This window comes from Corallococcus macrosporus, from assembly GCF_017302985.1.
Lineage (GTDB): Bacteria > Myxococcota > Myxococcia > Myxococcales > Myxococcaceae > Corallococcus > Corallococcus macrosporus_A.
Map to the genome: position 1 here is coordinate 49,401 of NZ_JAFIMU010000002.1, position 20,830 is coordinate 70,230.

Annotated in this window: 22 protein-coding genes; 17 read left to right on the forward strand and 5 right to left on the reverse strand. The window is 70.7% G+C overall.

Annotated elements, in window-relative coordinates; genetic code table 11:
• Window positions 1-57 precede the first annotated feature (57 nt).
• Together JYK02_RS00645 and JYK02_RS00650 are read right to left on the reverse strand one after the other, a co-directional pair.
• Window positions 58-546, reverse strand: a complete 489-nt coding sequence (locus tag JYK02_RS00645) for a dihydrofolate reductase (RefSeq protein ID WP_207047916.1) — start codon at window positions 544-546, stop codon at window positions 58-60.
• On the reverse strand, window positions 543-1,337 hold the full coding sequence (locus JYK02_RS00650) for a thymidylate synthase (RefSeq protein ID WP_207047917.1): 795 nt from the start codon (window positions 1,335-1,337) through the stop codon (window positions 543-545). The genes JYK02_RS00645 and JYK02_RS00650 overlap by 4 nt, the downstream gene beginning before the upstream one ends.
• 103 nt (window positions 1,338-1,440) lie before the next feature.
• Between JYK02_RS00650 and JYK02_RS00655 the strand changes: the two genes are divergently transcribed.
• Genes JYK02_RS00655 through JYK02_RS00665 form a run of 3 tightly spaced genes read left to right on the forward strand, consistent with a single transcriptional unit; the run spans window position 1,441 to window position 3,952 of the window.
• A complete protein-coding gene (locus tag JYK02_RS00655) occupies window positions 1,441-2,001 on the forward strand; it encodes a cob(I)yrinic acid a,c-diamide adenosyltransferase (RefSeq protein ID WP_120528091.1) in 561 nt (186 codons plus the stop codon).
• A gap of 2 nt (window positions 2,002-2,003) precedes the next feature.
• A complete protein-coding gene (gene queG / locus JYK02_RS00660; protein ID WP_207047918.1) occupies window positions 2,004-3,029 on the forward strand; it encodes a tRNA epoxyqueuosine(34) reductase QueG in 1,026 nt (341 codons plus the stop codon).
• Entirely contained in the window at window positions 3,002-3,952 is a 951-nt protein-coding gene (locus JYK02_RS00665; protein WP_207047919.1) for a DMT family transporter, read from the forward strand. The genes queG and JYK02_RS00665 overlap by 28 nt, the downstream gene beginning before the upstream one ends.
• An 11-nt stretch (window positions 3,953-3,963) precedes the next feature.
• Here the strand turns inward: JYK02_RS00665 and JYK02_RS00670 are convergent, their stop codons facing one another.
• Complete coding sequence (locus JYK02_RS00670; protein WP_207047920.1) at window positions 3,964-4,770, reverse strand: hypothetical protein; 807 nt, start codon at window positions 4,768-4,770, stop codon at window positions 3,964-3,966.
• Between the two features lie 94 nt (window positions 4,771-4,864).
• Here JYK02_RS00670 and JYK02_RS00675 point away from each other — a divergent pair, with 94 nt between their 5' ends.
• A complete protein-coding gene (locus JYK02_RS00675) occupies window positions 4,865-5,755 on the forward strand; it encodes an MTAP family purine nucleoside phosphorylase (protein WP_207047921.1) in 891 nt (296 codons plus the stop codon).
• 107 nt (window positions 5,756-5,862) lie between these two features.
• A complete protein-coding gene (locus tag JYK02_RS00680) occupies window positions 5,863-6,912 on the forward strand; it encodes a YihY/virulence factor BrkB family protein (protein WP_207047922.1) in 1,050 nt (349 codons plus the stop codon).
• A 36-nt stretch (window positions 6,913-6,948) separates the two neighbouring features.
• Here the strand turns inward: JYK02_RS00680 and JYK02_RS00685 are convergent, their stop codons facing one another.
• On the reverse strand, window positions 6,949-7,773 hold the full coding sequence (locus JYK02_RS00685) for a M48 family metallopeptidase (RefSeq protein WP_207047923.1): 825 nt from the start codon (window positions 7,771-7,773) through the stop codon (window positions 6,949-6,951).
• Between the two features lie 148 nt (window positions 7,774-7,921).
• On the opposite strand from JYK02_RS00685, the gene mutM reads away from it, so the two are divergent.
• From mutM to JYK02_RS00730, 9 genes are all read left to right on the forward strand, one after another.
• Entirely contained in the window at window positions 7,922-8,824 is a 903-nt protein-coding gene (gene mutM / locus JYK02_RS00690; protein ID WP_207047924.1) for a bifunctional DNA-formamidopyrimidine glycosylase/DNA-(apurinic or apyrimidinic site) lyase, read from the forward strand.
• Between the two features lie 79 nt (window positions 8,825-8,903).
• Window positions 8,904-10,769, forward strand: coding sequence for a TIGR04551 family protein (locus JYK02_RS00695; RefSeq protein WP_242588281.1), 1,866 nt, complete (start codon window positions 8,904-8,906; stop codon window positions 10,767-10,769).
• Between the two features lie 5 nt (window positions 10,770-10,774).
• Window positions 10,775-10,990, forward strand: coding sequence for a hypothetical protein (locus JYK02_RS00700; protein ID WP_207047926.1), 216 nt, complete (start codon window positions 10,775-10,777; stop codon window positions 10,988-10,990).
• Entirely contained in the window at window positions 10,987-12,228 is a 1,242-nt protein-coding gene (gene lysA / locus JYK02_RS00705; protein WP_207047927.1) for a diaminopimelate decarboxylase, read from the forward strand. The genes JYK02_RS00700 and lysA overlap by 4 nt, the downstream gene beginning before the upstream one ends.
• Before the next feature lie 16 nt (window positions 12,229-12,244).
• Entirely contained in the window at window positions 12,245-13,132 is an 888-nt protein-coding gene (gene dapA / locus JYK02_RS00710) for a 4-hydroxy-tetrahydrodipicolinate synthase (RefSeq protein ID WP_207047928.1), read from the forward strand.
• Window positions 13,133-13,149: 17 nt separating this feature from the next.
• Window positions 13,150-13,968, forward strand: a complete 819-nt coding sequence (dapB, locus tag JYK02_RS00715) for a 4-hydroxy-tetrahydrodipicolinate reductase (protein ID WP_207047929.1) — start codon at window positions 13,150-13,152, stop codon at window positions 13,966-13,968.
• Window positions 13,965-14,732, forward strand: coding sequence for a fumarylacetoacetate hydrolase family protein (locus tag JYK02_RS00720; RefSeq protein ID WP_207047930.1), 768 nt, complete (start codon window positions 13,965-13,967; stop codon window positions 14,730-14,732). Before dapB ends, JYK02_RS00720 begins: the two co-directional genes overlap by 4 nt.
• Window positions 14,729-15,268: a 2-amino-4-hydroxy-6-hydroxymethyldihydropteridine diphosphokinase gene (folK, locus tag JYK02_RS00725; RefSeq protein ID WP_207047931.1), complete on the forward strand. Its 540-nt coding sequence runs from the start codon at window positions 14,729-14,731 to the stop codon at window positions 15,266-15,268. Before JYK02_RS00720 ends, folK begins: the two co-directional genes overlap by 4 nt.
• Window positions 15,265-16,638, forward strand: coding sequence for a tetratricopeptide repeat protein (locus tag JYK02_RS00730; RefSeq protein ID WP_207047932.1), 1,374 nt, complete (start codon window positions 15,265-15,267; stop codon window positions 16,636-16,638). Before folK ends, JYK02_RS00730 begins: the two co-directional genes overlap by 4 nt.
• 108 nt (window positions 16,639-16,746) lie before the next feature.
• Here the strand turns inward: JYK02_RS00730 and JYK02_RS00735 are convergent, their stop codons facing one another.
• A complete protein-coding gene (locus tag JYK02_RS00735) occupies window positions 16,747-17,823 on the reverse strand; it encodes a KpsF/GutQ family sugar-phosphate isomerase (RefSeq protein ID WP_207047933.1) in 1,077 nt (358 codons plus the stop codon).
• A gap of 119 nt (window positions 17,824-17,942) precedes the next feature.
• Between JYK02_RS00735 and fsa the strand changes: the two genes are divergently transcribed.
• The 3 genes from fsa to JYK02_RS00750 all read left to right on the forward strand — a co-directional run bounded on the left by fsa (window position 17,943) and on the right by JYK02_RS00750 (window position 20,815).
• Window positions 17,943-18,608: a fructose-6-phosphate aldolase gene (gene fsa / locus JYK02_RS00740; protein ID WP_120530299.1), complete on the forward strand. Its 666-nt coding sequence runs from the start codon at window positions 17,943-17,945 to the stop codon at window positions 18,606-18,608.
• A gap of 140 nt (window positions 18,609-18,748) precedes the next feature.
• On the forward strand, window positions 18,749-19,885 hold the full coding sequence (locus JYK02_RS00745; RefSeq protein WP_207047934.1) for an acyl-CoA dehydrogenase family protein: 1,137 nt from the start codon (window positions 18,749-18,751) through the stop codon (window positions 19,883-19,885).
• Between the two features lie 132 nt (window positions 19,886-20,017).
• Window positions 20,018-20,815, forward strand: a complete 798-nt coding sequence (locus JYK02_RS00750) for an electron transfer flavoprotein subunit beta/FixA family protein (protein ID WP_207047935.1) — start codon at window positions 20,018-20,020, stop codon at window positions 20,813-20,815.
• Window positions 20,816-20,830: the final 15 nt, after the last annotated feature.

The following is a 20,830-nucleotide window of genomic DNA, read 5'->3' on the forward strand; positions in this document are numbered from 1 at the left end:
GGGGGTCAACACTCCGGGTGCTCCCGGGGATGACTCAGGGCAGCACCCGGAAGCGGACTAACCCTGACGCTCGTAGGTGAAGAAACCGAAGGGCAGGTCGCCTTCCGGGTGCCGTTCCTCCTCCACCAACCTCCATCCAGAGAGGTCCACGGGCGGGAAGAAGGCGTCGCCCGCGAAGTCCCGCTCGATGCGGGTGAGGTAGAGCCGGTGCCACAGTCCTTGCGTCTGTGCGTAGAGGTCCGCGCCCCCGGCGATGAAGACCTCGCTGTCGCCTGCCGCCCGGGCCAGCGCGTCGTCCACGGTGTGCGCCACGTGCACGCCCTGGGGGGCGGCCCAGTCGCGCTGGCGGGTGAGGACCACGGTGGTGCGGCCGGGCAGGGGCCTGCCGATGGAGTCGTACGTCTTGCGGCCCATGACGAGGGTGTGCCCCATCGTCAGGCGCTTGAAGCGCGCCAGGTCCTGCGGCAGGCGCCAGGGCAGGGTGTTGCCCTGACCGATGGCGCGGTTCGCCGCCATGGCGACGATGGCGGACACGCGCGGGCTCATACGGCCACGGGCGCCTTGATGGCGGGGTGCGGGTCGTAGCCCTCCAGCGTGAAGTCCTCGTAGCGGAAGGCGAACAGGTCCTTCACCTCGGGGTTCAGGCGCATGCGCGGCAGGGGGCGCGGCTCGCGCTTCAGCTGCTCCCGGGCCTGCTCCACGTGGTTCAGGTACAGGTGCGCGTCACCGATGGTGTGGATGAACTCGTGCGGGGTGAGGCCCGTGGCCTGCGCCACCATCAGCGTCAGCAGCGAGTACGACGCGATGTTGAAGGGCAGCCCCAGGAAGATGTCCGCGCTGCGCTGGTAGAGCTGGCAGGAGAGGCGCCCGTCGGCCACGTAGAACTGGAACATCACGTGGCAGGGCGGCAGCTTCATGGAGGGCACGTCCGCCACGTTCCACGCGCTCACCAGGTGGCGGCGCGAGTCCGGGTTCTTCTTCAGCCCGTCCACCAACTGCTTCATCTGGTCCACGTGGCCGCCGTCCGGCGTGTTCCACGAGCGCCACTGGTGGCCGTACACGGGGCCCAGGCTGCCGTCGGCGCTGGCCCACTCGTCCCAGATGGTGACCCCCACCTCCTGGAGCGAGCGCACGTTCGAGTCCCCCCGGAGCATCCACAGGAGCTCGTGGATGATGGACTTCAGGTGGAGCTTCTTCGTCGTCACCAGGGGGAAGCCCTGGGTGAGGTCGAAGCGGAGCTGGTGGCCGAAGAGGCTCAGCGTCCCCGTGCCGGTCCGGTCGCCCTTCTTCGTCCCGTGCTCCAGGACGTGCTCCATCAGACTCAGGTATGGCCGCATGGGGCTTTTTCCTTAGGCGGGGTGCAACGGGTGATCAAAATATTGATCGCGGGTCACCTCCGCACGGCGGTGCATCTGTTGCATCGCTATAAAAAGGGCTGCCATGAAGATCTATACGAAGACCGGCGATGCGGGAGAGACGGGCCTGTTCGGCGGTGGCCGCGTGGCGAAGGACGACGCGCTGGTGGACGCGTACGGTGAGGTGGACGAGCTCAACGCCACGCTGGGCCTCGCGCGCACCTCCCCGCTGCCGGCGGACCTGGACCACCTGCTCCAGCGCATCCAGGACCAGCTCTTCACGGTGGGCGCGGTGCTGGCCACGCCGCCGCACACCAAGGCGGCGGCCCACATCCCGGAATTGCACCCGGAGTGGGTGGAGGAGATGGAGCGCCACATCGACCGGTACGAGGAGGAGCTGCCGAAGATGACGCACTTCATCCTCCCCGGAGGCGCGCCCGCGGCCGCGGCGCTGCACCTGTCGCGCACGGTGTGCCGCCGCGCCGAGCGCCGGGTCGTGACGCTCTTGCGTGAGGACAAGGCGCCGCCCGCGGTGGCCATGTACCTGAACCGCCTGTCGGACCTGCTCTTTGTCGTAGCCCGGCTGGTGAACTTCCGCGCCGGCCTGCCGGACGTGAAGTGGATCCCCGAGAAGCCGACGAAGTAACCGTGTACGCGACGCAACTGCCCACTGCCCGCTTGAGGCAGCTCGCCCAGGACGTGGGCTTCGACCTCATCGGCTTCGCGCGCGCGGAGCCCATCCCGCCGTCGTCGCTGATGTCGTGGCTGGAGGCCGGCTACGACGCGGACATGGACTGGATGGGGTCGCGCGCGGAGGAGCGGCTGGACGTGTCCGTGCTGCTGCCGGGCGCGCGCACGGTGCTGTCCTTCGCGAACAACTACTACCGGGACGACGCGCCGTCGCAGGGCTCGCCCATCGCGCGGTACGCGAGGGGCCGCGACTACCACTCCACGCTGCGCGACCGGATGAAGGCGTTCCGCAAGACGATCAACGCCTGGTACCCGGGGCTGGGCACCTACGGCGGCGTGGACAGCGGGCCCATGATGGAGAAGGTGTGGGCCGCGCGCGGGGGCCTGGGCTACGTGGGCAAGAACGGCTGCCTCATCACGGAGTCGCACGGCTCGTGGGTGCTGCTGGCCACGCTCATCCTGGACGCGGAGGTGGACGCGTATCCGGACGGACCGGTGGCGGACCGCTGCGGTTCCTGCCGGCGGTGTCTCATGGCGTGTCCCACGGGCGCGCTGGTGGGCAACCGGCAGGTGGATGCGCGGGCGTGCCTGTCGTACCAGACCATCGAGAACCGCGACCGCGACGTGCCGGAGGCGTTCCGGCTCAAGTTCGACAACCTCATCTTCGGCTGCGACATCTGCCAGCAGGTGTGCCCGCTGAACAGGAAGCCGGTGTTCGCGGAGGATGACCGCTTCGTGCCCCGCGCGGTGGCGTCGCTGGGCACGCTGGAGCTGGCGGCGCTCACCCCCGAGCAATACAAGGAACTCATCCCCGGCACGGCGCTGGCGCGCGCGCGGTACGACGGTTTGAGGCGCAACGCTGTCTATGCACTGGGTGTCGCACGGCAGGCGCACGCCCGGCCGCTGCTCGAAAAACTCAGCGGCGACGACAGTGAGCTGGTACGCAGCGCCGCACGATGGGCGCTTCTGCAACTGGAGCCGTGACGCCTTCCTCCGCGACGCCGCCGCTCGGGCGGGTGTACGCGGCGCTGACGGTGCAGGTGCTGATCAGCGCGGGCACGTACCTGGCCGCCAAGCGGGCGATGACGGAGCTGTCGCCGTTCACGGTGGTGCTGTGGCGCTTCCTCGTGTGCGGCGCCGCGTTCGTGACGCTGCTCGCGGTGACGCCGGGGCGCAAGCTGCCGCCGCGACATGCGTGGCCGCGCATCGCGCTGCTGGGGCTGATGGGCGGGCCGGTGAACCAGACGCTGTTCTTCTCCGGCCTGTCGCGCTCCACGGCGGCGCACGCGGCGCTGTTCTACGCGCTCACGCCGCTGGGCGTGTACGTGGCCAGCCTGGTGCTGGGCCGGGAGCGGGCCTCCGCGCGGACGACGGCGGGCATCCTCACGGCGCTGGTGGGCGTGGTGGTGCTGCTCCTGGGCCGGGGCCTCGCGAGCGCGCGGGGCACGCTGGAGGGAGACCTGCTCATCCTCGCGGCGGTGGTGGCGTGGGTGGTCTACACGACGGAAGGCAAGCCCCTGGCCTCCGAGCACGGGCCGCTGCGAGCGACGGCGTGGACCATGACCGTCGCCACGGTGTTGCAGTTGCCGCTCATCCCGTTCGTGCTGGAGCCCGAGGCGGTGTGGGCGTCCAGCGCCGCCGCGAAGGCGTCCATCGTGTACGTGGGGCTGATGACGTCCGTGGTGGCGTACCTGCTCTGGTCCTACGCGCTGTCGAAGGTGCCCGCGTCGCGCGTGGCCATCTTCTCCAACCTCCAGCCAGCGGTGACGGCGCTGGTGGCGTGGCTCTTCCTGGACGAAGCGCTGCACTGGGAGCTGGCGCTGGGTGGCGCGCTGGTGCTCGTGGGCGTGCGGCTGACGCAGACCGCGCCCGTGAAGGCCGCGCCCGTGGTGGTGCGCACGGGCTGAAGGGCTCGGCCTCAGTCGCCGTTGGGGTCCCAGTCGGAGATGTCCTTCTTGGGCTCCGGCGGGATGGCGGGACGCGGCGGCTCCGCGATGCGGGGCGGCGGCTCTTTCTTCGGCGGCGGAGGCGGCGGCAGGTCCTCGTCTTCCGTCCGGCTCGGCTGCGCGGGCTCGGCCACCACCGGCTTCGGCTCGGGCTTGCGCGGGGGCGGCTCCGCGCGGGGCGGCGGCTCCGCGAAGGCCTCGATGTCCGGGGCCTCGGAGCGCTTGGGCTCCGGCTCCGGTGCCACGGCGGGCGAGGGCGGGGGCGGCGGCGGACGCGCGGGCTCCGTGGCTCGCGCCGGGACGGTGGCCTGCGGACGCGGGGCGGGCTTCGCGGGCTTCTCGTCCGACGCGCGGTAGCCCTTGCGCTCCGGCGGCGGCTCCGGCGGATCATCGTAGGAGTCGCGCACCGGCCGCGCACGCGGCTGCTTGTTCTCCTCGTCGCCGAACGGGTCCTCCTCGCGGCGGCGGTCCTTCTCCTGGATTTCGCGCAGCTTGGCCGCTTCCGTCTTGCCCGCCCGGCGCTCGGGCGCGGCCTCCGGTGCGTCCGGCGCCCGGTTGTTCAACGCGTTGAACTGACGGGCACACTGCGTGCGCTTGTCCAGGCAGCTGTCGAAACAGCGCGTCAGCTTCTTGATGGCGGAGCCGTTGCCGCCGTACTCGATGGTGCAGTCCTCCTTGCACGTGGTGGCGTCCTCCTCGCAGCCGGGCGGAACGGGGCCGGCCAGGGCAGGGGAGCCGAACAGGACGCTGAGGACGACGAGGCGCGGAAGAAGACGCATGGCAAATGTGAAGGCTACCAGCCTTCCGCGCTTCCCGGGCGAGCCCCCCGCGATATCGTCAGGCCACGCCCGGCGACCGGGCGAGAGGAGACGCATGCCGGCGGTCAAGGTGGGCATCATCGGGGGCCAGTCCCTCTACCAGGCCCTGGGACTCCAGGGGCGCGGCGAACACCTCTCCGTGGAGACGCCCTTCGGGCCCCACAGCACCCCGCTCATCGCCACGGAGCTGGACGGCGTCCCCACCGTCTTCGTCTTCCGCCACGGCCAGGGCCACGTCCACAACGCCACCCGCGCCCCCTATCGCGCCAACCTCTTCGCCCTGAAGACCCTGGGCGTCACCCACGTGCTCGCCACCGGCACCGTGGGCAGCCTGCGCGAGGCCATCCAGCCGCTCCACCTGGCGCTGCCGGATCAGGTCATCGACCGGACCTACCGCCGCCCCTGCACGTTCTACGACGACGTCGCCGTGCACGTGGAGCTGGCCCAGCCCTTCTGTGCCACCCTGCGCCAGACGCTCATCGACGCGGGCCAGAAGAGCGACACCGTGGTGCACCCGTCCGCCACCTACGTCTGCATCGAGGGCCCCTCCCTCAGCACCCAGGCGGAGAGCCAGCTGTACCGCACATGGGGCGGGGACCTCGTGGGGCTCACCGCCATGCCGGAGGCGCGGCTCGCGCGCGAGGCGGAGCTGCACTACGCCCTCATCGCGTTGCCCACCGACCATGACTCCTGGCGCCCGCAGCCCGTGGGCCAGGAGCCCGAAGCGCTCCTGCCGCAGTTCGCCCAGCGGCTGGACGCCGTCACCGCCCACGGCGCCGTGCTCCTGCGCCGCGCGCTGCCCCGCATCGCCAGCGCGCCCACCACCTGCCGCTGCGCCAGCGCGCTCGCGCTGGCCATCTTCACCGACCGCACGCGCATCCCCGCGGAGGTGAAGAGCCGCCTGCGTCCGCTGCTGGGCCGCTACCTGCCCTCCGGACTCGTCTAGCGTTCAACATCTGGCGCTTCCGGCGGCGAGCGCCTGCCCGGCCGCCTGCTGCCGAATGGCCACATCGTTCGCACATTGGCTCCCCACAGACCCGGAGGGGGAACCACATGGGGCTGCCACGGCTCAAGTATCTGACGTGGAGGGAGTTCGCGCGGCGCTTCTGGAAGGAGATTGAGGAGGACACCGTCACCGACGTGGCGGCGCAGCTGTCCTACTACTTCATCTTCTCCCTGTTCCCGTTCCTGTTCTTCCTCGTCACGCTGGTGGCGTACCTGCCGTTCGCGCCCGGCGCCGTGGACGCGATGATGGACCGCATCCGCCCGCTGGTGCCCGGCGACGCCATGGGCCTGCTCAGCCAGCACCTGACGTCCGTCGTCGGGGAGACGCGCCCCAAGCTGCTCACCGTGGGTCTGCTCGTGGCGCTGTGGTCCGCGTCGCGCGGCGTGGATGCCCTGCGCAAGGCCCTCAACCTGGCCTACGACGTGTCGGAGTCCCGGCCCTTCTGGAAGACGCAGGGCCTGGCGCTGGTCGTGACGCTGATGGGCGGCCTGCTGATCCCGCTGTCCTTCGCCATCCTGCTGCTGGGCGGGCGCGTGGGGGCGTGGGTGGCGGACAAGCTGGCGCTCATCGACGAGTTCCACCTCGTCTGGTCCTGGCTGCGCTGGCCCTTCACCATGGCGCTGGTGATGCTGATGCTGTCGCTCTGCTACTACCTGCTGCCGGATGTGAAGCAGCGCTTCAAGTACATCACCCCGGGCTCCGTCATCGGCACGCTGGCGTGGCTGGGCAGCACCTGGGGCTTCACCCAGTACGTGGAGCACTTCGGCAAGTACGACGTCACCTACGGCTCCATCGGGGGCGTGGTGGTGCTGCTGCTGTGGCTCTACCTCACCGGGCTCATCTTCATCCTCGGCGGGGAGCTCAACGCCATCCTCGAGCACGCGTCCGTGCAGGGGAAGGCCAAGGGCGCGCGCGACTTCGGTCAGCCCGCGCCCCTGGAGCCGCCCCTCAAGACGCCCGGCGCGGCCAAGAGCGCCGCCAGCGCCCGGAAGACGCGGCTCGCGCTGTTCAAGCGCAGGCGCCGCGTGGCGGAAGGCAAGGATCCGGAGCCCCCGGGCCTCCTGCCGGACGGGAACGACAACCCGTCCATGCACTGAAGAAGGCGCCGGGGCCCCGAGGCTCCAGTGCCGGGGCTACTGCTTGGGCAGCTTGGCCTGGATGGCCGGCAGCCCGCCCGGGCCGGTGCGGTCACCCTTGAGCCCCTGCTGCGCGATGATCTTCCGCAGGTGCGCGATGCGGTCCTCGTTGGTGGGGTGCGTGGACAGCCACTTCATCACGCCCGGCGTGGAGCCCTGCTCCTTCTGGAGCTTCTGGAAGAAGGTGATGAGGCCGTTGGGGTCGAAGCCCGCGCCGGCGGAGTACTTCGCGCCGTATTCGTCGGCCTCCGTCTCCTCGCTGCGGCCGTGCGCCAGCTGCAGTCCGCCACCCGCCAGCTGCGCGGCGATCTGCGCGGCGGTGCCCGGGTTCTGGCCCAGCGCCACCTGGGTGATGGCCTGCAGGCCGTAGGCGTTCACCATGGCGCGCGCGGAGTGACGGCCCACCACGTGGCCCGCCTCGTGCGCCATCACGCCCGCCAGCTCCGCCTCCGAGTCCGCCGCGAGCAAGAGGCCCGTGTACACGTAGAGGAAGCCGCCCGGCGTGGCGAAGGCGTTGACCGTCTTGGGGTCGTTGATGACGTTGACCTTCCACTTCACCCCGGAGCGGTCCTTGTTGGCCTGCGCGAGGATGGGCGCGGAGATGCTCCGGACGTAGTCCAGCACCGCCGGGTCCTCCACGTACTTGACGTTCTCCTTCGTCTCCAGCTCCTTCTTCACCTGGAGGCCCAGCTGGGCCTCCTGCTCGTCGGAGATGAGGACACTGGCAATCGCCTTCTCCGCGCCCACGCGCTGCTTGGCGCAGCCCGTGGAGAGGCCCGAGGCCAGGGTGAGGGTCAGGAGTGCGGTGACCATCCGTTGCATGGGCGAGTCGTCCCTTCTTGCTGAAGTGGTTGGAGGCTTTCGCGGCCCGTCGTAACCGCGCCCCCACGCTCCGGGCAAGCGCCTTCCCCGGGCGCCATCCACCGCGGGACATGCGCCGGAAACAGTCCGGTGGTATGCCCCCGCCCGGATGCCTGAGCTACCGGAAGTGGAGATCGCCCGGCGCAACCTGGAGCGCTGGTTCAAGGGCCACCGCATCGTGCGCGCGGAAGCGGACGCCACCCGCGTCTTCCGGGGCGCGGAGCTGGCGCGCTTCACCCGGCTCACCGGTCAGGTGACGGCCCTGGAGCGCAAGGGGAAGTACCTGCTCCTCAGCCTGGAGGGCGGCCACGGCCTGATGGCCCACCTGGGCATGACCGGCAAGTTCGTGCGCCGCAAGGAGGGGGAGGCCGTCCCCTACAGCCGCGCCCGCTTCCACCTGGACGACGGCCACGTGGTCCACTTCGCTGATCCACGCCTCTTCGGCCGGATGGAGCCCGTGTCCGCGCAGGAGCTGTGGGAGCTGCCCGCGGTGAAGGCCCTGGGCCGCGACCCGCTGACCGACGGGCTCACCGGGCCCCAGCTCGAGGAGGCCGTGGGGGATTCCAAGCAGGACCTGAAGGTGGCGCTGATGGACCAGGGCCGCGTGGCGGGCCTGGGCAACATCCACGCCGCGGAGGCCCTCTTCCGGGCGGGGCTGCACCCGGCGCGAAAGCCCGGCACCCTCACGCCCGACGACTGGAAGCACCTGGCGAAGGCCATCCACGCCGCCTTCGACTTCGCCTTCAAGGAGCAGGAGGGCGAGGACATCACCTATCTGGAGGAGGCGGGCTCCGTGAACCGCTTCCGCGTCTACGGGCGGGCGACGGGGCCCTGCCCGAAGTGCGGGACGACGGTGGAGTCCTTCACCCAGGGTGGGCGCACCACGCATTTCTGTCCGAAATGTCAGCCGCTCTCCACCGTTCCCTCCCGCGCGTCCCGGAAGGGGCCGGCGGCGGGGAAGGGAACGGTCCCCGCCGTTGCAAGTACGAAGCCCCGCTCCCGTAGACGTTGACACCCCAGGGGTGCATGGCTTGAATCGCCCGCCCTTTACACCCGGCCGCGTCATGTCGCGGCCCCGGAGACCGTTGACCATGCCTCACGTCCTGCTGGCGGCGCTGCTCGTCGCCTCGTCCACGGCCACCGCGCAGACGCCGGTGCCCGATGGTGGCGCGCCCTCGGCACCCCAGGAGTCGGCGCCCGCCGAGTCTCCCGCCCCCGCGCCCGCCGCCCCGGCCTCCACCCCCAGCGAAGGCTCCGTCAGCCGCGAGGAGCTGGAGCAGCGCCTGGAGGCCACGCGTCAGGAGCTGCGCGAGGACATCCGCGCCCAGACGGCCACCCAGGCCGTGGCCAACAACGACTGGCAGGAGGAGTGGACGGAGGAGAAGCGCAAGCTGGAGCTGTTCACGCTCGACGGCTACCTGCGCGTGCGCCCCACGCTCTTCTACAAGTTCGACCTGGGCAAGCCCGCGCTGCCCTCCGGCACGCCCCTGGGCCGTCAGCTGTGGACGCGCTCGCCGCGCACCGCCTCCGAGCAGACCCAGGCCGGCGCCAACATGCGCTTCCGCCTGGACCCGTCCTTCAACGTCTCCGAGGACGTGCGCATCAAGGCGCAGGTGGACGCGCTGGACAACATCCTGCTGGGCTCCAACCCGGACAGCGCCTACAGCGGGGATGGCCGCAACACGTTCACGCTCTTCTCGGAGAACCAGTCTCCGTCCTCCTCCGCCGTCAACGCGTTCAAGGACTCCATCGTCGTGCGCCGCGCGTACGGTGAGGTGACGACGCCGGTGGGCATCCTGCGCTTCGGCCGCATGGGCAGCCACTGGGGCCTGGGCATGCTGCGCAACGACGGCAACTGCCTGGACTGCGACTACGGCGACACGGTGGACCGCATCCAGTTCGTCACCGAGCCCTTCGCCGGCTGGTACGTGACGCCCATGCTGGACTTCAACTCCGAGGGCCTGTCCACGGAGAAGGCCAACGCGCTGGGCGAGCCGGTGGACCTCACCCAGTCCGACGACGCGCACAGCCTGGTACTGGCCATCGCGCGGCGCGACACCGACCAGCAGCAGAAGGCCAAGCTGGACAACAACCAGGGCGTCCTCAACTACGGCCTGTACTTCACCTACCGCACGCAGCGCTACGCGACGACGACGGAGACGGGCGTGCCCTTCGAGGACGCCAACCCCTCCAACCCCATCAACACCACCGCGCCGGCGTTCGTCCCGCGCGGCGGCACGCTCTACATCCCGGACCTGTGGTTCAAGTACGCGGAGAAGAGCTTCCGCATCGAGGCGGAGTTCGCCGCGCAGCTGGGCAACATCGACGGGCGCGCGCTCACGGCCAACGACCCCACTACCCAGTCGCTGCGCGTCGCGCAGTTCGGCGGCGTGGTCCAGTCCGAGTTCCACGTCATCCCGGAGAAGCTGCACCTGGGCATCGAGCTGGGCTTCGCCTCCGGTGACAAGGCGCCGGGCTTCGGCAACTACCCGGGCCGCCAGGGCACCGGGACGGACGGCAACACCGCGCCGGGCGACGTGGAGGGCCGTCAGTACCGCTGCGACACCGGCGGCTGCAGCGACAACGCCATCCGCAACTTCCGCTTCAACCGCGACTACCGCGTGGACCTCATCCTGTGGCGGTCCATCCTCAACGGCGTCACGGACGCGTTCTACGTGAAGCCGGGCCTCAAGTACTCCATCGCGGAGGGCTTCGACGTCTTCGGCAGCGTCATCTACTCGCAGGCGTTCTACTCGGAGTCCACGCCCTCCTCCACGAGCAAGGCGCTGGGCCTGGAGGCGGACATCGGCGCGCGCTACATCACCGAGGATGGCTTCGTGGCGGGCATCGACTACGGCATCCTGTTCCCCCTGGACGGCCTGAAGGACACGGGCATCCCGGCGCAGGAGCTGAGCACCGCGCACGCCATCCGCGGCACGCTGGCCATCCGGTTCTAGAGCCCATGCGCACCTCGCTCATCCGGCTGTGTGCCGCCACCTGCGTGACGCTCGCGCTGGTGGCGTGCGGCATCAAGGGCAGTCCCCACGCGCCCCGTCCGGCGCCGCCGCCCGCGCCCACGTCGGAGACGGCGCCCATGCAGACCCCGCCGCGCGGGCCCATCGAGCCCTCCGGCCCCACGGTGCCGCCGTCCACCACGGACGGCGGGCTGCCCGAGTGAGCGCCTTCGCCTACAAGAAGGGCGCGCTGCACGCGGAAGGGGTACCCCTGTCCGCCATCGCGGACGCGGTGGGCACGCCCACCTACGTCTACGCCACCGCCGCCCTCGCGGAGCGCTTCCGCGAGGTGACGGACGCGTTCCAGGGCCAGAAGCACCTCATCTGCTACTCGGTGAAGGCCAACTCCAACCTGGCCATCCTGCGCCTCTTCGCGGGGCTGGGCAGCGGCTTCGACATCGTGTCCGGCGGCGAGCTGGCGCGCGTGAAGCAGGCCGGCGGCGAGCCCGGCAAGACGGTGTTCGCCGGCGTGGGCAAGACGCCGGACGAGATGGCCCAGGCGCTGTCCCAGGGTCTGCTGCTCTTCAACGTGGAGAGCGCGGAGGAGCTGGAGGCGCTGGACGCCGTGGGCCGCCGGCTGGGCAAGCGCGCTCCGTTCGCCCTGCGCGTGAACCCGGACGTGGACGCGCGCACGCACCGCTACATCTCCACCGGCCTGAAGACGTCCAAGTTCGGCGTGCCCTTCGAGGAGGCGGTCGCCCTCTACACGAAGGCGCGGAAGATGAAGGGGCTGAAGGCGCTGGGGCTGGACTGCCACATCGGCTCGCAGCTCACGCGCACCGCCCCCATGAAGGCCGCGCTCACCAAGGTGGCGGACCTCTACGCCACGCTCAACACCCAGGGCCACGCGCTGGAATACCTGGACGTGGGCGGTGGGCTGGGCATCACCTATTCGGACGAGACGCCGCCCAGCCCCCAGCAGTACGCGCGCACGGTGCTGGACGCGACGGAAGGCACCGGGGCCACGCTGCTGCTGGAGCCGGGGCGCTCGCTCGTGGGCAACGCGGGCGTGCTGCTCACGCGCGTGCTGTACCGGAAGCCCACCCAGGCGCGCACCTTCGTGGTGGTGGACGCGGGCATGAACGACCTGATGCGCCCGGCCCTCTACGAGGCGCACCACGAAATCCAGCCGGTGGTGAAGCGCCGCGGCCGGGACGTGGAGGTGGACGTCGTGGGGCCGGTGTGTGAATCCACCGACGTGCTCGCGCGGGCGCGCCCGCTGGTGCTGCCCCGCCAGGACGACCTGTATGCCTTCATGAGCGCCGGGGCTTACGGGATGAGCATGGCTTCCACCTACAACTCGCGGCCCCGGCCGGCGGAGGTGCTGGTGGACGGAGCGGCCTGGCGTGTCGTGCGGGAGCGCGAGCGCGTCGAGGACCTCTGGCGCGGCGAGCGGGCCTGAACGTATAAGCGCCGGCATGAAGACCTTCGAAGGCTCCATGACGGCGCTGGCCACCCCGTTCCTCAACGGGGCGCTGGACGAGGGGGCCTTCCGGGCCCTGGTCCGCTATCAGCTCGAGGGCGGCACGAACGTGCTCCTGCCCATGGGCACCACCGGCGAAGCGGTCACCATGGACGCGGACGAGCGCGCGCGCGCCATCGCCGTCGTGGTGGACGAGGTGAAGGGTCGCGTGCCGGTGGTGGCGGGCGCGGGCAGCAACAGCACGCGGGAGACGATTGAGTCCGTGCGCCGCGCGCGCGAGGTGGGCGCGGACGGCGCGCTCATCGTCACGCCCTACTACAACAAGCCCACGCAGGCGGGCCTGGTGGAGCACTACCGCGCCATCGCGAAGGCGCACCCGGGCTTCCCGCTGGTCGCCTACAACGTGCCGGGCCGCACGGGCGTGGACCTCTTGCCGGAGACGGCGCTGCGCCTGTGTGACATCCCGGAGGTCGTGGCGCTGAAGGAGGCCACGGCCAGCCTCATCCGCGCGGTGGACCTGGTGGAGAAGTGCGGTGACCGGCTGACGCTGCTGTCCGGTGACGACTTCACGGTGCTGCCCTTCATCGCGTGCGGCGGCAAGGGCGTCATCTCCGTGTCCTCCAACGTCGCGCCCCGCATGATGGCGGACCTGGTGGCGGCGGCGCGGAGCAACGACATCGCGAAGGCGCGCAGCCTCCAGGTGCGGATGAACGCGCTGCACCGGCTGCTCTTCGTGGAGTCCAACCCCATCCCGGTGAAGTGGGCGCTGCACCTGATGGGCCTGTTCGGCCCGGAAGTGCGCCTGCCGCTCGTGCAGATGGGCGAGGCGAACGCCGCGAAGCTCAAGGAAGAGCTGACCGGGCTGGGCCTGCTGAAGGGCTGAAGGAAGGGACACGCGCCATGACCCGCACCGTCATCACCGGCATCACCGGCCGCATGGGCAGCACGCTGGTCCGGCTGGCGAAGGCCGCCAGCGACCTGCCGGTGGTGGGCGCCACGGTGCGCCCGGGCAGCCCGCTGTCCGGACAGGACGCGGGGCTCGTGGCCCGGCTGGGCGCGCCGCTGGACGTGCTCGCGCAGGACGACCTGGGCCGCGCGCTGGACGGCGCGAAGGCGGACGTCGTCGTGGACTTCACCGGCCCGGAGGCCACGCTCCAGCACGCGCGCGTCTGCGCCGAGCGCGGCGTGGCGCTGGTGGTGGGCACCACGGGCTTCTCCGCCGAGGGCCGCGCGCAGCTGGAAGCGCACGGCCAGCGCATCCCCATCGTCGCGGCGCCCAACATGTCCGTGGGCGTGAACCTGGTCATCCGCATGGCCGCGGAGCTGGCGCGGGTGCTGGGCCCTTCGTTCGACGTGGAGGTGCTGGAGGCGCACCACCGCATGAAGAAGGACGCGCCCAGCGGCACCGCGCTCAAGCTGGCGGAGGTGCTGATGGAGGCGCTGGACCGCACGAAGGACGACCTCACGTTCGCTCGCGAGGGGCAGACGGGGGCCCGGCCGCCCGGTGAGATCGGCGTGCAGGCGCTGCGCGGCGGGGACGTGGTGGGCGAGCACACGGTTTACTTCTTCGGCGAGGGCGAGCGCATCGAGCTCACCCACCGCGCGACGAACCGTGATCAGTTCGCGCAAGGGGCGCTGAGGGCCGCGCGTTGGGTGGCGGGCCGCGCTCCGGGACTCTATGACATGGCCGACGTGCTCGGCCTCCAGGGGAAGACATGACCGCCCGTTACTGCCGCTTCCAGGTCGAGGGCCGCGCCAGCTACGGCCGCGTCGACGGCAACGAGGTGGTGGTGCTCACCGCCGCGCCCTGGGCCGGCGGCAAGGAGACCGGCCTGCGCCGCTCGCTCCAGGGGCTCACGCTGCTGACGCCCTCGGACGCGTCGAAGGTCGTCTGCATCGGCCAGAACTACCGCAAGCACGCGGAGGAGATGGGCAAGCCCATCCCCACGGAGCCGCTCATCTTCACCAAGCCCTCCACCGCGCTCAACGGCCCGGGCTCGCCCATCCGCATCCCCAAGGCGAGCCAGGAGGTGCACTACGAAGCAGAGCTGGCGCTGGTGATTGGCGAGCGGCTGAAGAACGCCGACGAGGCCACCGCCGCGCGCGCCATCTGGGGGCTCACCGCCTTCAACGACGTCACCGCGCGCGACATCCAGCGGAAGGAAATCCAGCACACCCGCGCCAAGGGCTACGACACCTTCGCCTGCGCGGGCCCCTGGGCCGTCACGGGCCTGTCCCCCGCGGACCTGCGGGTGGTGTGCCGGGTGAACGGGCAGGTGCGCCAGGATGGCCGCACGTCCGACATGGTGTTCAACGCCGCCCGCCTGGTGTCCTTCATCTCCCACATCATGACGCTGCTGCCCGGCGACCTGGTGAGCACGGGAACTCCCTCGGGCGTGGGCGCGCTCAAGGCGGGGGACACGGTGGAGGTGGAGCTGGAGGGAATCGGAACCCTGGTGAACCCGGTTGAGATGGAGCCTTGAGTGCGACCGTCTATGTAGGACTGGGTTCCAACGAGGGCGACCGCGAGTCCCACCTCGTGGCCGCCCTCTCCGCGATGTCCTGCATCGACGCGGTGTCGGTGCTCGGGTGTTCCTCCCTCTACGACACGGCCCCGGTGGGCCCCGCGCAGCCGCGCTTCCTCAACGCCGTGGTGGCGCTGGAGTGCGACCTGACGCCGCAGCGCCTGCTGTGCATCCTCCAGCGGATCGAGCAGGACCTGGGCCGCCGCCGCGTCCAGCGCTGGGGGCCGCGCACCATCGACCTGGACATCCTGCTCTGGGACGAGGAGGACCACTCCGTCGTCGCGGACGCGAACCTCCAGGTGCCCCACCTTGAACTGCACAAGCGCCGCTTCGCGCTGGAGCCCCTGGCGGAGCTGGCCCCCGACGCCCGCCACCCGGTGCTGGGCGTGACGGTGCAGGAGCTGCTCGCGAAGCTCGCCCCCCAGGACGTCCGCAAGCGCGAGGCCCTCTACTGGCCCGACATGGGCGCCCGTTTCCCCGTCCACGAACTATGAGCCTGTCCCTCGTCCTGGCCACGGCCGCGCTGCTCGCGGCCGAGCCCACCCCCCTGCCTCCCGGCCACCCCACGATTCCGCCCGGCACCCAGGCCTCGCCTACGGGCATGGGCTCGGGCGCGGGTGCCGCGAACGGCGCGCTGCCCCCCGGCCACCCCACGATGCCCGCGGGCTCTCCCGTGGCGCCGGGCACGCCGCTGCCGTCGGGCCACCCCACGGTGGACGCGAACAAGATGCCGCCCTCCGCCGAGGAGCTGATGAAGCAGCTCGACTCGTCCGAAGGGCTGCGCGAGCGCGAGAAGACCTTCGAGATCGCCTCGTCGCTGGGCAAGCTCTACTACACGAACGGCCGCAACGCGGAGGCGCTGACCTACCTGGGCCAGGCGCAGGCCAAGGCGGAGGGGCTGCGCTCGCTGTTCCTCGCGTCGAAGAAGAAGCTGGGCAAGGCCCCCATCGCCACGCCGGAGGCCGCGAGCTGCGGCTTCACGCCGGGCCAGGCGCTGGACGCGATGGAGGCCGTGGCGCAGGCCCGCGCGAAGTCCGGAGACACCGCGGGCGCCGCCGCGTGTGCTCGCGCCGCGCTGGTGCCCGCGCTGGACGTGGACGTGGTGCGCGGCAACGCGCTGTACCTGGGCGGTGACAGCGCCAACGCGCTGAAGGAGTACGCCCGCGTGCTGGAGGTGGAGCCGCTCCACGAAGAGGCGCTGTACGCGCACGCCTCGCTGCTCTTCGAGTCGAAGGGCGAGGACCTCCAGGCGCTCAAGGCCGCGCGCCAGGGCTTCGACACGCTGGTGGCGACGTATCCGCAGTCCCAGCGCGCGCCCATGGCCCGCGAGCTGAGCGTGCGCATCGAGGAGACGGTGAAGGCGGGCGGCCGCAAGAAGTGGCTCGCGTCGCGCGCCGAGGACCGCAAGGTGCGCCTGTCCCAGTCCACCGCGCAGGCCGCCGCGATGCCGCCGGACGCGCCGCGCCCGCTGACGCCGGAGATGGTGGACGCGGTGAAGAACACCGAGCGCACGCCGGAGCTGGAGGCGGGCCTCACCAAGCTGGTGGAGGAGGGCGAGGAGCACCTGGCGCGCGGCCGCTACCAGGAGGCCCTGGCCAACTACACCCGCGTGGTGCCCTTCCAGCCGGAGAACGGCCGCGCCAAGGCGGGCATGGCCTGGGCGCTCGTCGGCCTGGGCCGTCCCATGGGCGCGCGCGTGTGGAGCGTGGCGCTCCAGTCGGACGCGGGCGCGGTGGAGAAGCTGGGCGACACGCTGCTCGCCAAGGGCGACGCGAAGGGCGCCAAGGCCCTCTGGGAGAAGCTGTCCCAGGACGTGCCCAACTACCCCAACAAGGCGCAGCTCCAGGCGAAGCTGTCGCAGTAGCCCGCCACCAGGGCCTCCCGTCGGAGGCGCCGCCCACGAACTGGTCCGACAGTCGGACCAGTTGGGCCCGCTTCCGGCCGGAGGCGGGCCGCCTGGATGTCCAGGCGCCTAGACGAACTTCGCGGCCAGCAGGTCCTGGACGTCGAGCAGGCCCACCGCCCGGCCCTCGACGTCCACCACGGGCAGTTGGTCCACCTTCAGCTCGCGCATCTGCGCGGCGGCGGTGAGCACCAGCGTGTCCGGGGTGATGCAGCGCGGACGCTTGCCCATCACCTGTCGCACCGGCACCTCGAAGTCCGTGTGGCCGCGCTCCACCAGCCGGCGCAGGTCTCCGTCGGTGAAGATGCCCTCCAGCCTCCCGTCGCGGTCCACCACGCACGCGGCGCCCGGCCGGCCCGGCGTGTTGGTCATCACCACCACCGCCTGGGACAGCCGCGCGGTGTCCAGCACCAGCGGGTTCGCGGGGCCCGTGCGCATCAGCTCGTAGACGCGCAGCACGGAGCGCCCCAGCTTCCCGCCCGGGTGCAGGAGCGCGTAGTCGTCGCGTCCGAAGGGGCGGCTTCTGAGCAGCGTCATCGCCAGTGCGTCGCCCACGGCGTGCAGCGCGGCGGTGGACGCGGTGGGCACGAGGCCCATGGGGCAGGCCTCTTCAATCCGGCCGATGTCCAGCACCACCTCCGCGCCCTTCGCGAGCGCGCTGTCCGCGTCCCCCGTGAGCGCCACCACCGGCGTGCCCATGCGCTTGAACAGGGGCAGCAGGCGCAGCAGCTCCTCCGTGCTGCCGCTGTTGGACAGCGCGAGGATGACGTCGCCCTGGCCTACGCGGCCCAGGTCGCCGTGCACGGCCTCCGCGGGGTGCAGGAACACGGAGCGGATGCCCGTGGACGCGAGCGTGGAGGACAGCTTCTGGCCGATGTGGCCCGCCTTCCCCATGCCCGTCACCACCACCTGGCCGGGGCAGTCGCGCACCAGCCGCAGCGCGCGCAGGAACGCGTTCCCCAGCCGGTCCGTGACTCCGAGGATGGCGCGGGCCTCCGCCTCCAGCACGCCGCGCGCGTAGGTGAGCGCGGCCTCGTCGTCGGCGCTGCGGGCTTCGGCGCGCACGGCGGCGGGGGAGGGCGCGCGGCCGGGGAGGGCGCGCAGGCGGGGCTGCTTCTTGGCGGTGGAGCGGGGAGCGCGGGCCATGGCTGGGCGCTACCTCTAACCCAGCCTCCCCGTGGGCGGCCATCCTTGACGCATGGGGGGGCCTGGGCTACGGCCTGCCCGCCCGGCCGCCCGTGGCCGGAAAACACCAAGGGGACGGCATGAAGTTCTTCATCGACAGCGCGGACGTCGGCGAAATCCGCAAGGCCCACGAGATGGGCTGCGTGGACGGCGTCACCACCAACCCGTCACTGCTGGCCAAGGTCGGGCGCAACCTGGAGGAGACCATCCGGGAGATCTGCTCCATCGTGGACGGTCCCATCAGCGCCGAGTGCGTGTCGCTGACCGCCCCGGAGCTCATCAAGGAAGGCCAGGGCCTGGCGAAGATCCACGACAACGTCGTCGTGAAGATTCCCATGGGCGTGGAGGGCATGAAGGCCGTCAAGGCGCTCACCGCCGACGGCATCCGCACCAACGTCACCCTCTGCTTCTCCGCCAACCAGGCCCTGCTGTGCGCCAAGGCCGGCGCCACGTACGTGTCGCCCTTCGTGGGCCGGCTGGACGACATCTCCCAGGACGGCATGGAGCTCATCGCCCACATCCTGGAGATCTACCAGAACTACGACTTCACCACGCAGGTGCTGGTGGCCAGCGTGCGCAACCCCGTCCACGTCCTCCAGGCCGCGCGCCTGGGCGCGGACGTCGCCACGCTGCCCTACAACGTCATCACCCAGCTGGCGAACCACCCCCTCACCGACGCGGGCATCCAGAAGTTCCTCGCGGACTGGGAGAAGGTCCCCAAGCAGGCGAAGCCCGCCGGGAAGTAGCCGCCCGGTCGTCTCCCCCGCCGTTCCGGTGTCCCTGGAACGACGGGGGGACCCTCGCGGGGGCTGGCGCCAGGACGCCGGGAGCGGTATGGCAGTGGGAGCGGATTGATATTTGAATCAACCCTCCCGGAGCCCCGCCCATGGATTTCCAGCTCAGCGAAAATCAGCGCGCCTTGCAGGAAGCCGCGCGCAAGTACGCCCGTGAAGTGGTGCGCCCCAAGGCCCCCCACTACGACGAGACCTCCGACTTCCCCAAGGACCTCATCTCCGCGGCCTTCGAGCTGGGCCTGCTGAACATGGCCATCCCGTCCGAGTACAACGGCGTGGGCCTGACGCACCTGGAGCAGGTCATCGTCTGTGAGGAGCTGGCGTGGGGCTGCGCGGGCGTGGCCACGTCCCTCATCGCCAACGACCTGGCGAACCTGCCCATCATCCTGGCGGGCACGGATGACCAGAAGAAGCGCCTGCTGGCCCCCTTTGGGGAGAAGCTCAAGCTCAGCTGCTTCTGTCTCACGGAGCCCGCCGCCGGCTCCGACGTGGCGGCCATGGGCACCACCGCGCGCCGCGAGGGTGACGAGTACGTCCTCAACGGCAGCAAGTGCTTCATCACCAACGCCGGCTACGCGGACCAGTTCACCGTGTTCGCCACGCTGGACAAGGGCAAGAAGCACAAGGGCATCACCTGCTTCGTCGTGGAGGGCCGTCCGCAGGGCCTGACCACCGGCAAGCACGAGAACAAGATGGGCCAGCGCGCCAGCAACACCACCACCGTCACGTTCGACGAGGTGCGCGTCCCGGTGAAGAACCGCATCGGCGAGGAGGGCGAGGGCTTCAAGATCGCCATGGCCACGCTGGACAACAGCCGCCCGCTGACGGCGAGCATCTCCATCGGCATCGCCCGCGCGGCGCTGGAGCACTCGCTGGAGTACTCCGCCCAGCGCCAGACGATGGGCAAGCCCATCCGCGAGCACCAGGCCGTCCAGTTCATGCTGGCGGAGATGGCCATGAACACCCACGCCGCGCGCCTGCTCACCTACGAGAGCGCCCAGGTGCTGGACGAGGGACAGCGCAACACCCTCCAGTCCAGCTATGCGAAGTGCTTCGCCGCGGACATGGCCATGAAGGTCGCCACGGACGCCGTGCAGGTGTTCGGCGGCTACGGCTACATGAAGGAATACCCCGTGGAGAAGCTGATGCGCGACGCCAAGCTCATCCAGGTCTACGAGGGCACGAGCCAGGTGCAGCGCCTGGTCATCGCGAAGGAACTGTTCAGGTAGAAAAGCAAAACTGTGCCCGGCGGGGCTTTCCCGTTGCCGCCGCCGTGTACGGATGTCTATTACTCCCGCCCTGATGCGCGGCGCGTCAAGCCGCCCCGAATTCCAAACACTCCCCACTGAGGAGAGCCCGCCGTGAAGATTCTCGTCACCGCCAAGCGCGTCGAAGATCCCGAGTCGAAGATCAAGGTGAAGCCGGACGGCTCGGACATCGTGAAGGAGGGGTTGAAGTACAAGATCAACCCCTTCGATGAAATCGGCGTGGAAGAGGGCCTGCGCCTTGCCGCGAAGCACACCGGCGAGGTCGTCGTGGTCTCCATCGGCGGCAAGGAGGTGCAGGAGCAGCTGCGCCACGCGCTGGCCATGGGCGCCAACCGCGCTGTCTGGGTGAACCACACGGGCCCGCTGGATCAGCTGGGCATCGCGGGGCTGCTCCAGAAGGTCGCGGAGAAGGAGAAGCCGGACATCGTCCTGCTGGGCAAGCAGTCCATCGACGACGACCAGAACCAGGTGGGCCAGTACCTGGCCGAGTTCCTGGGCTGGGGCCAGGCCACGTTCGCCTCCAAGGTGGAGTCGCTGGAGAGCGACCAGGAGAAGAACAAGGTCCCGGCGGTGGTGCTGTCCGCGGACAAGAAGAGCGTCCAGGTGGTGCGTGAAGTGGACAACGGGCTTGCCACCCTGGAGGTCCAGCTGCCCGCGGTCGTCACCACGGACCTGCGCCTGAACCAGCCGCGCTACGCCAGCCTCCCGGGCATCATGAAGGCCAAGAGCAAGCCCATCGAGGAGCTGACCCCGGCGGGCCTGGGCGTGGACGTGGCGCCGAAGATTCAAGTGCTCAAGCTGGCGTCGCCCCCGGCGCGCAAGGCGGGCATCAAGGTGCCGGACGCGGCCACCCTGGTGGAGAAGCTGCACAACGAGGCGAAGGTCGTCTGACCCGCGCTGCCAACC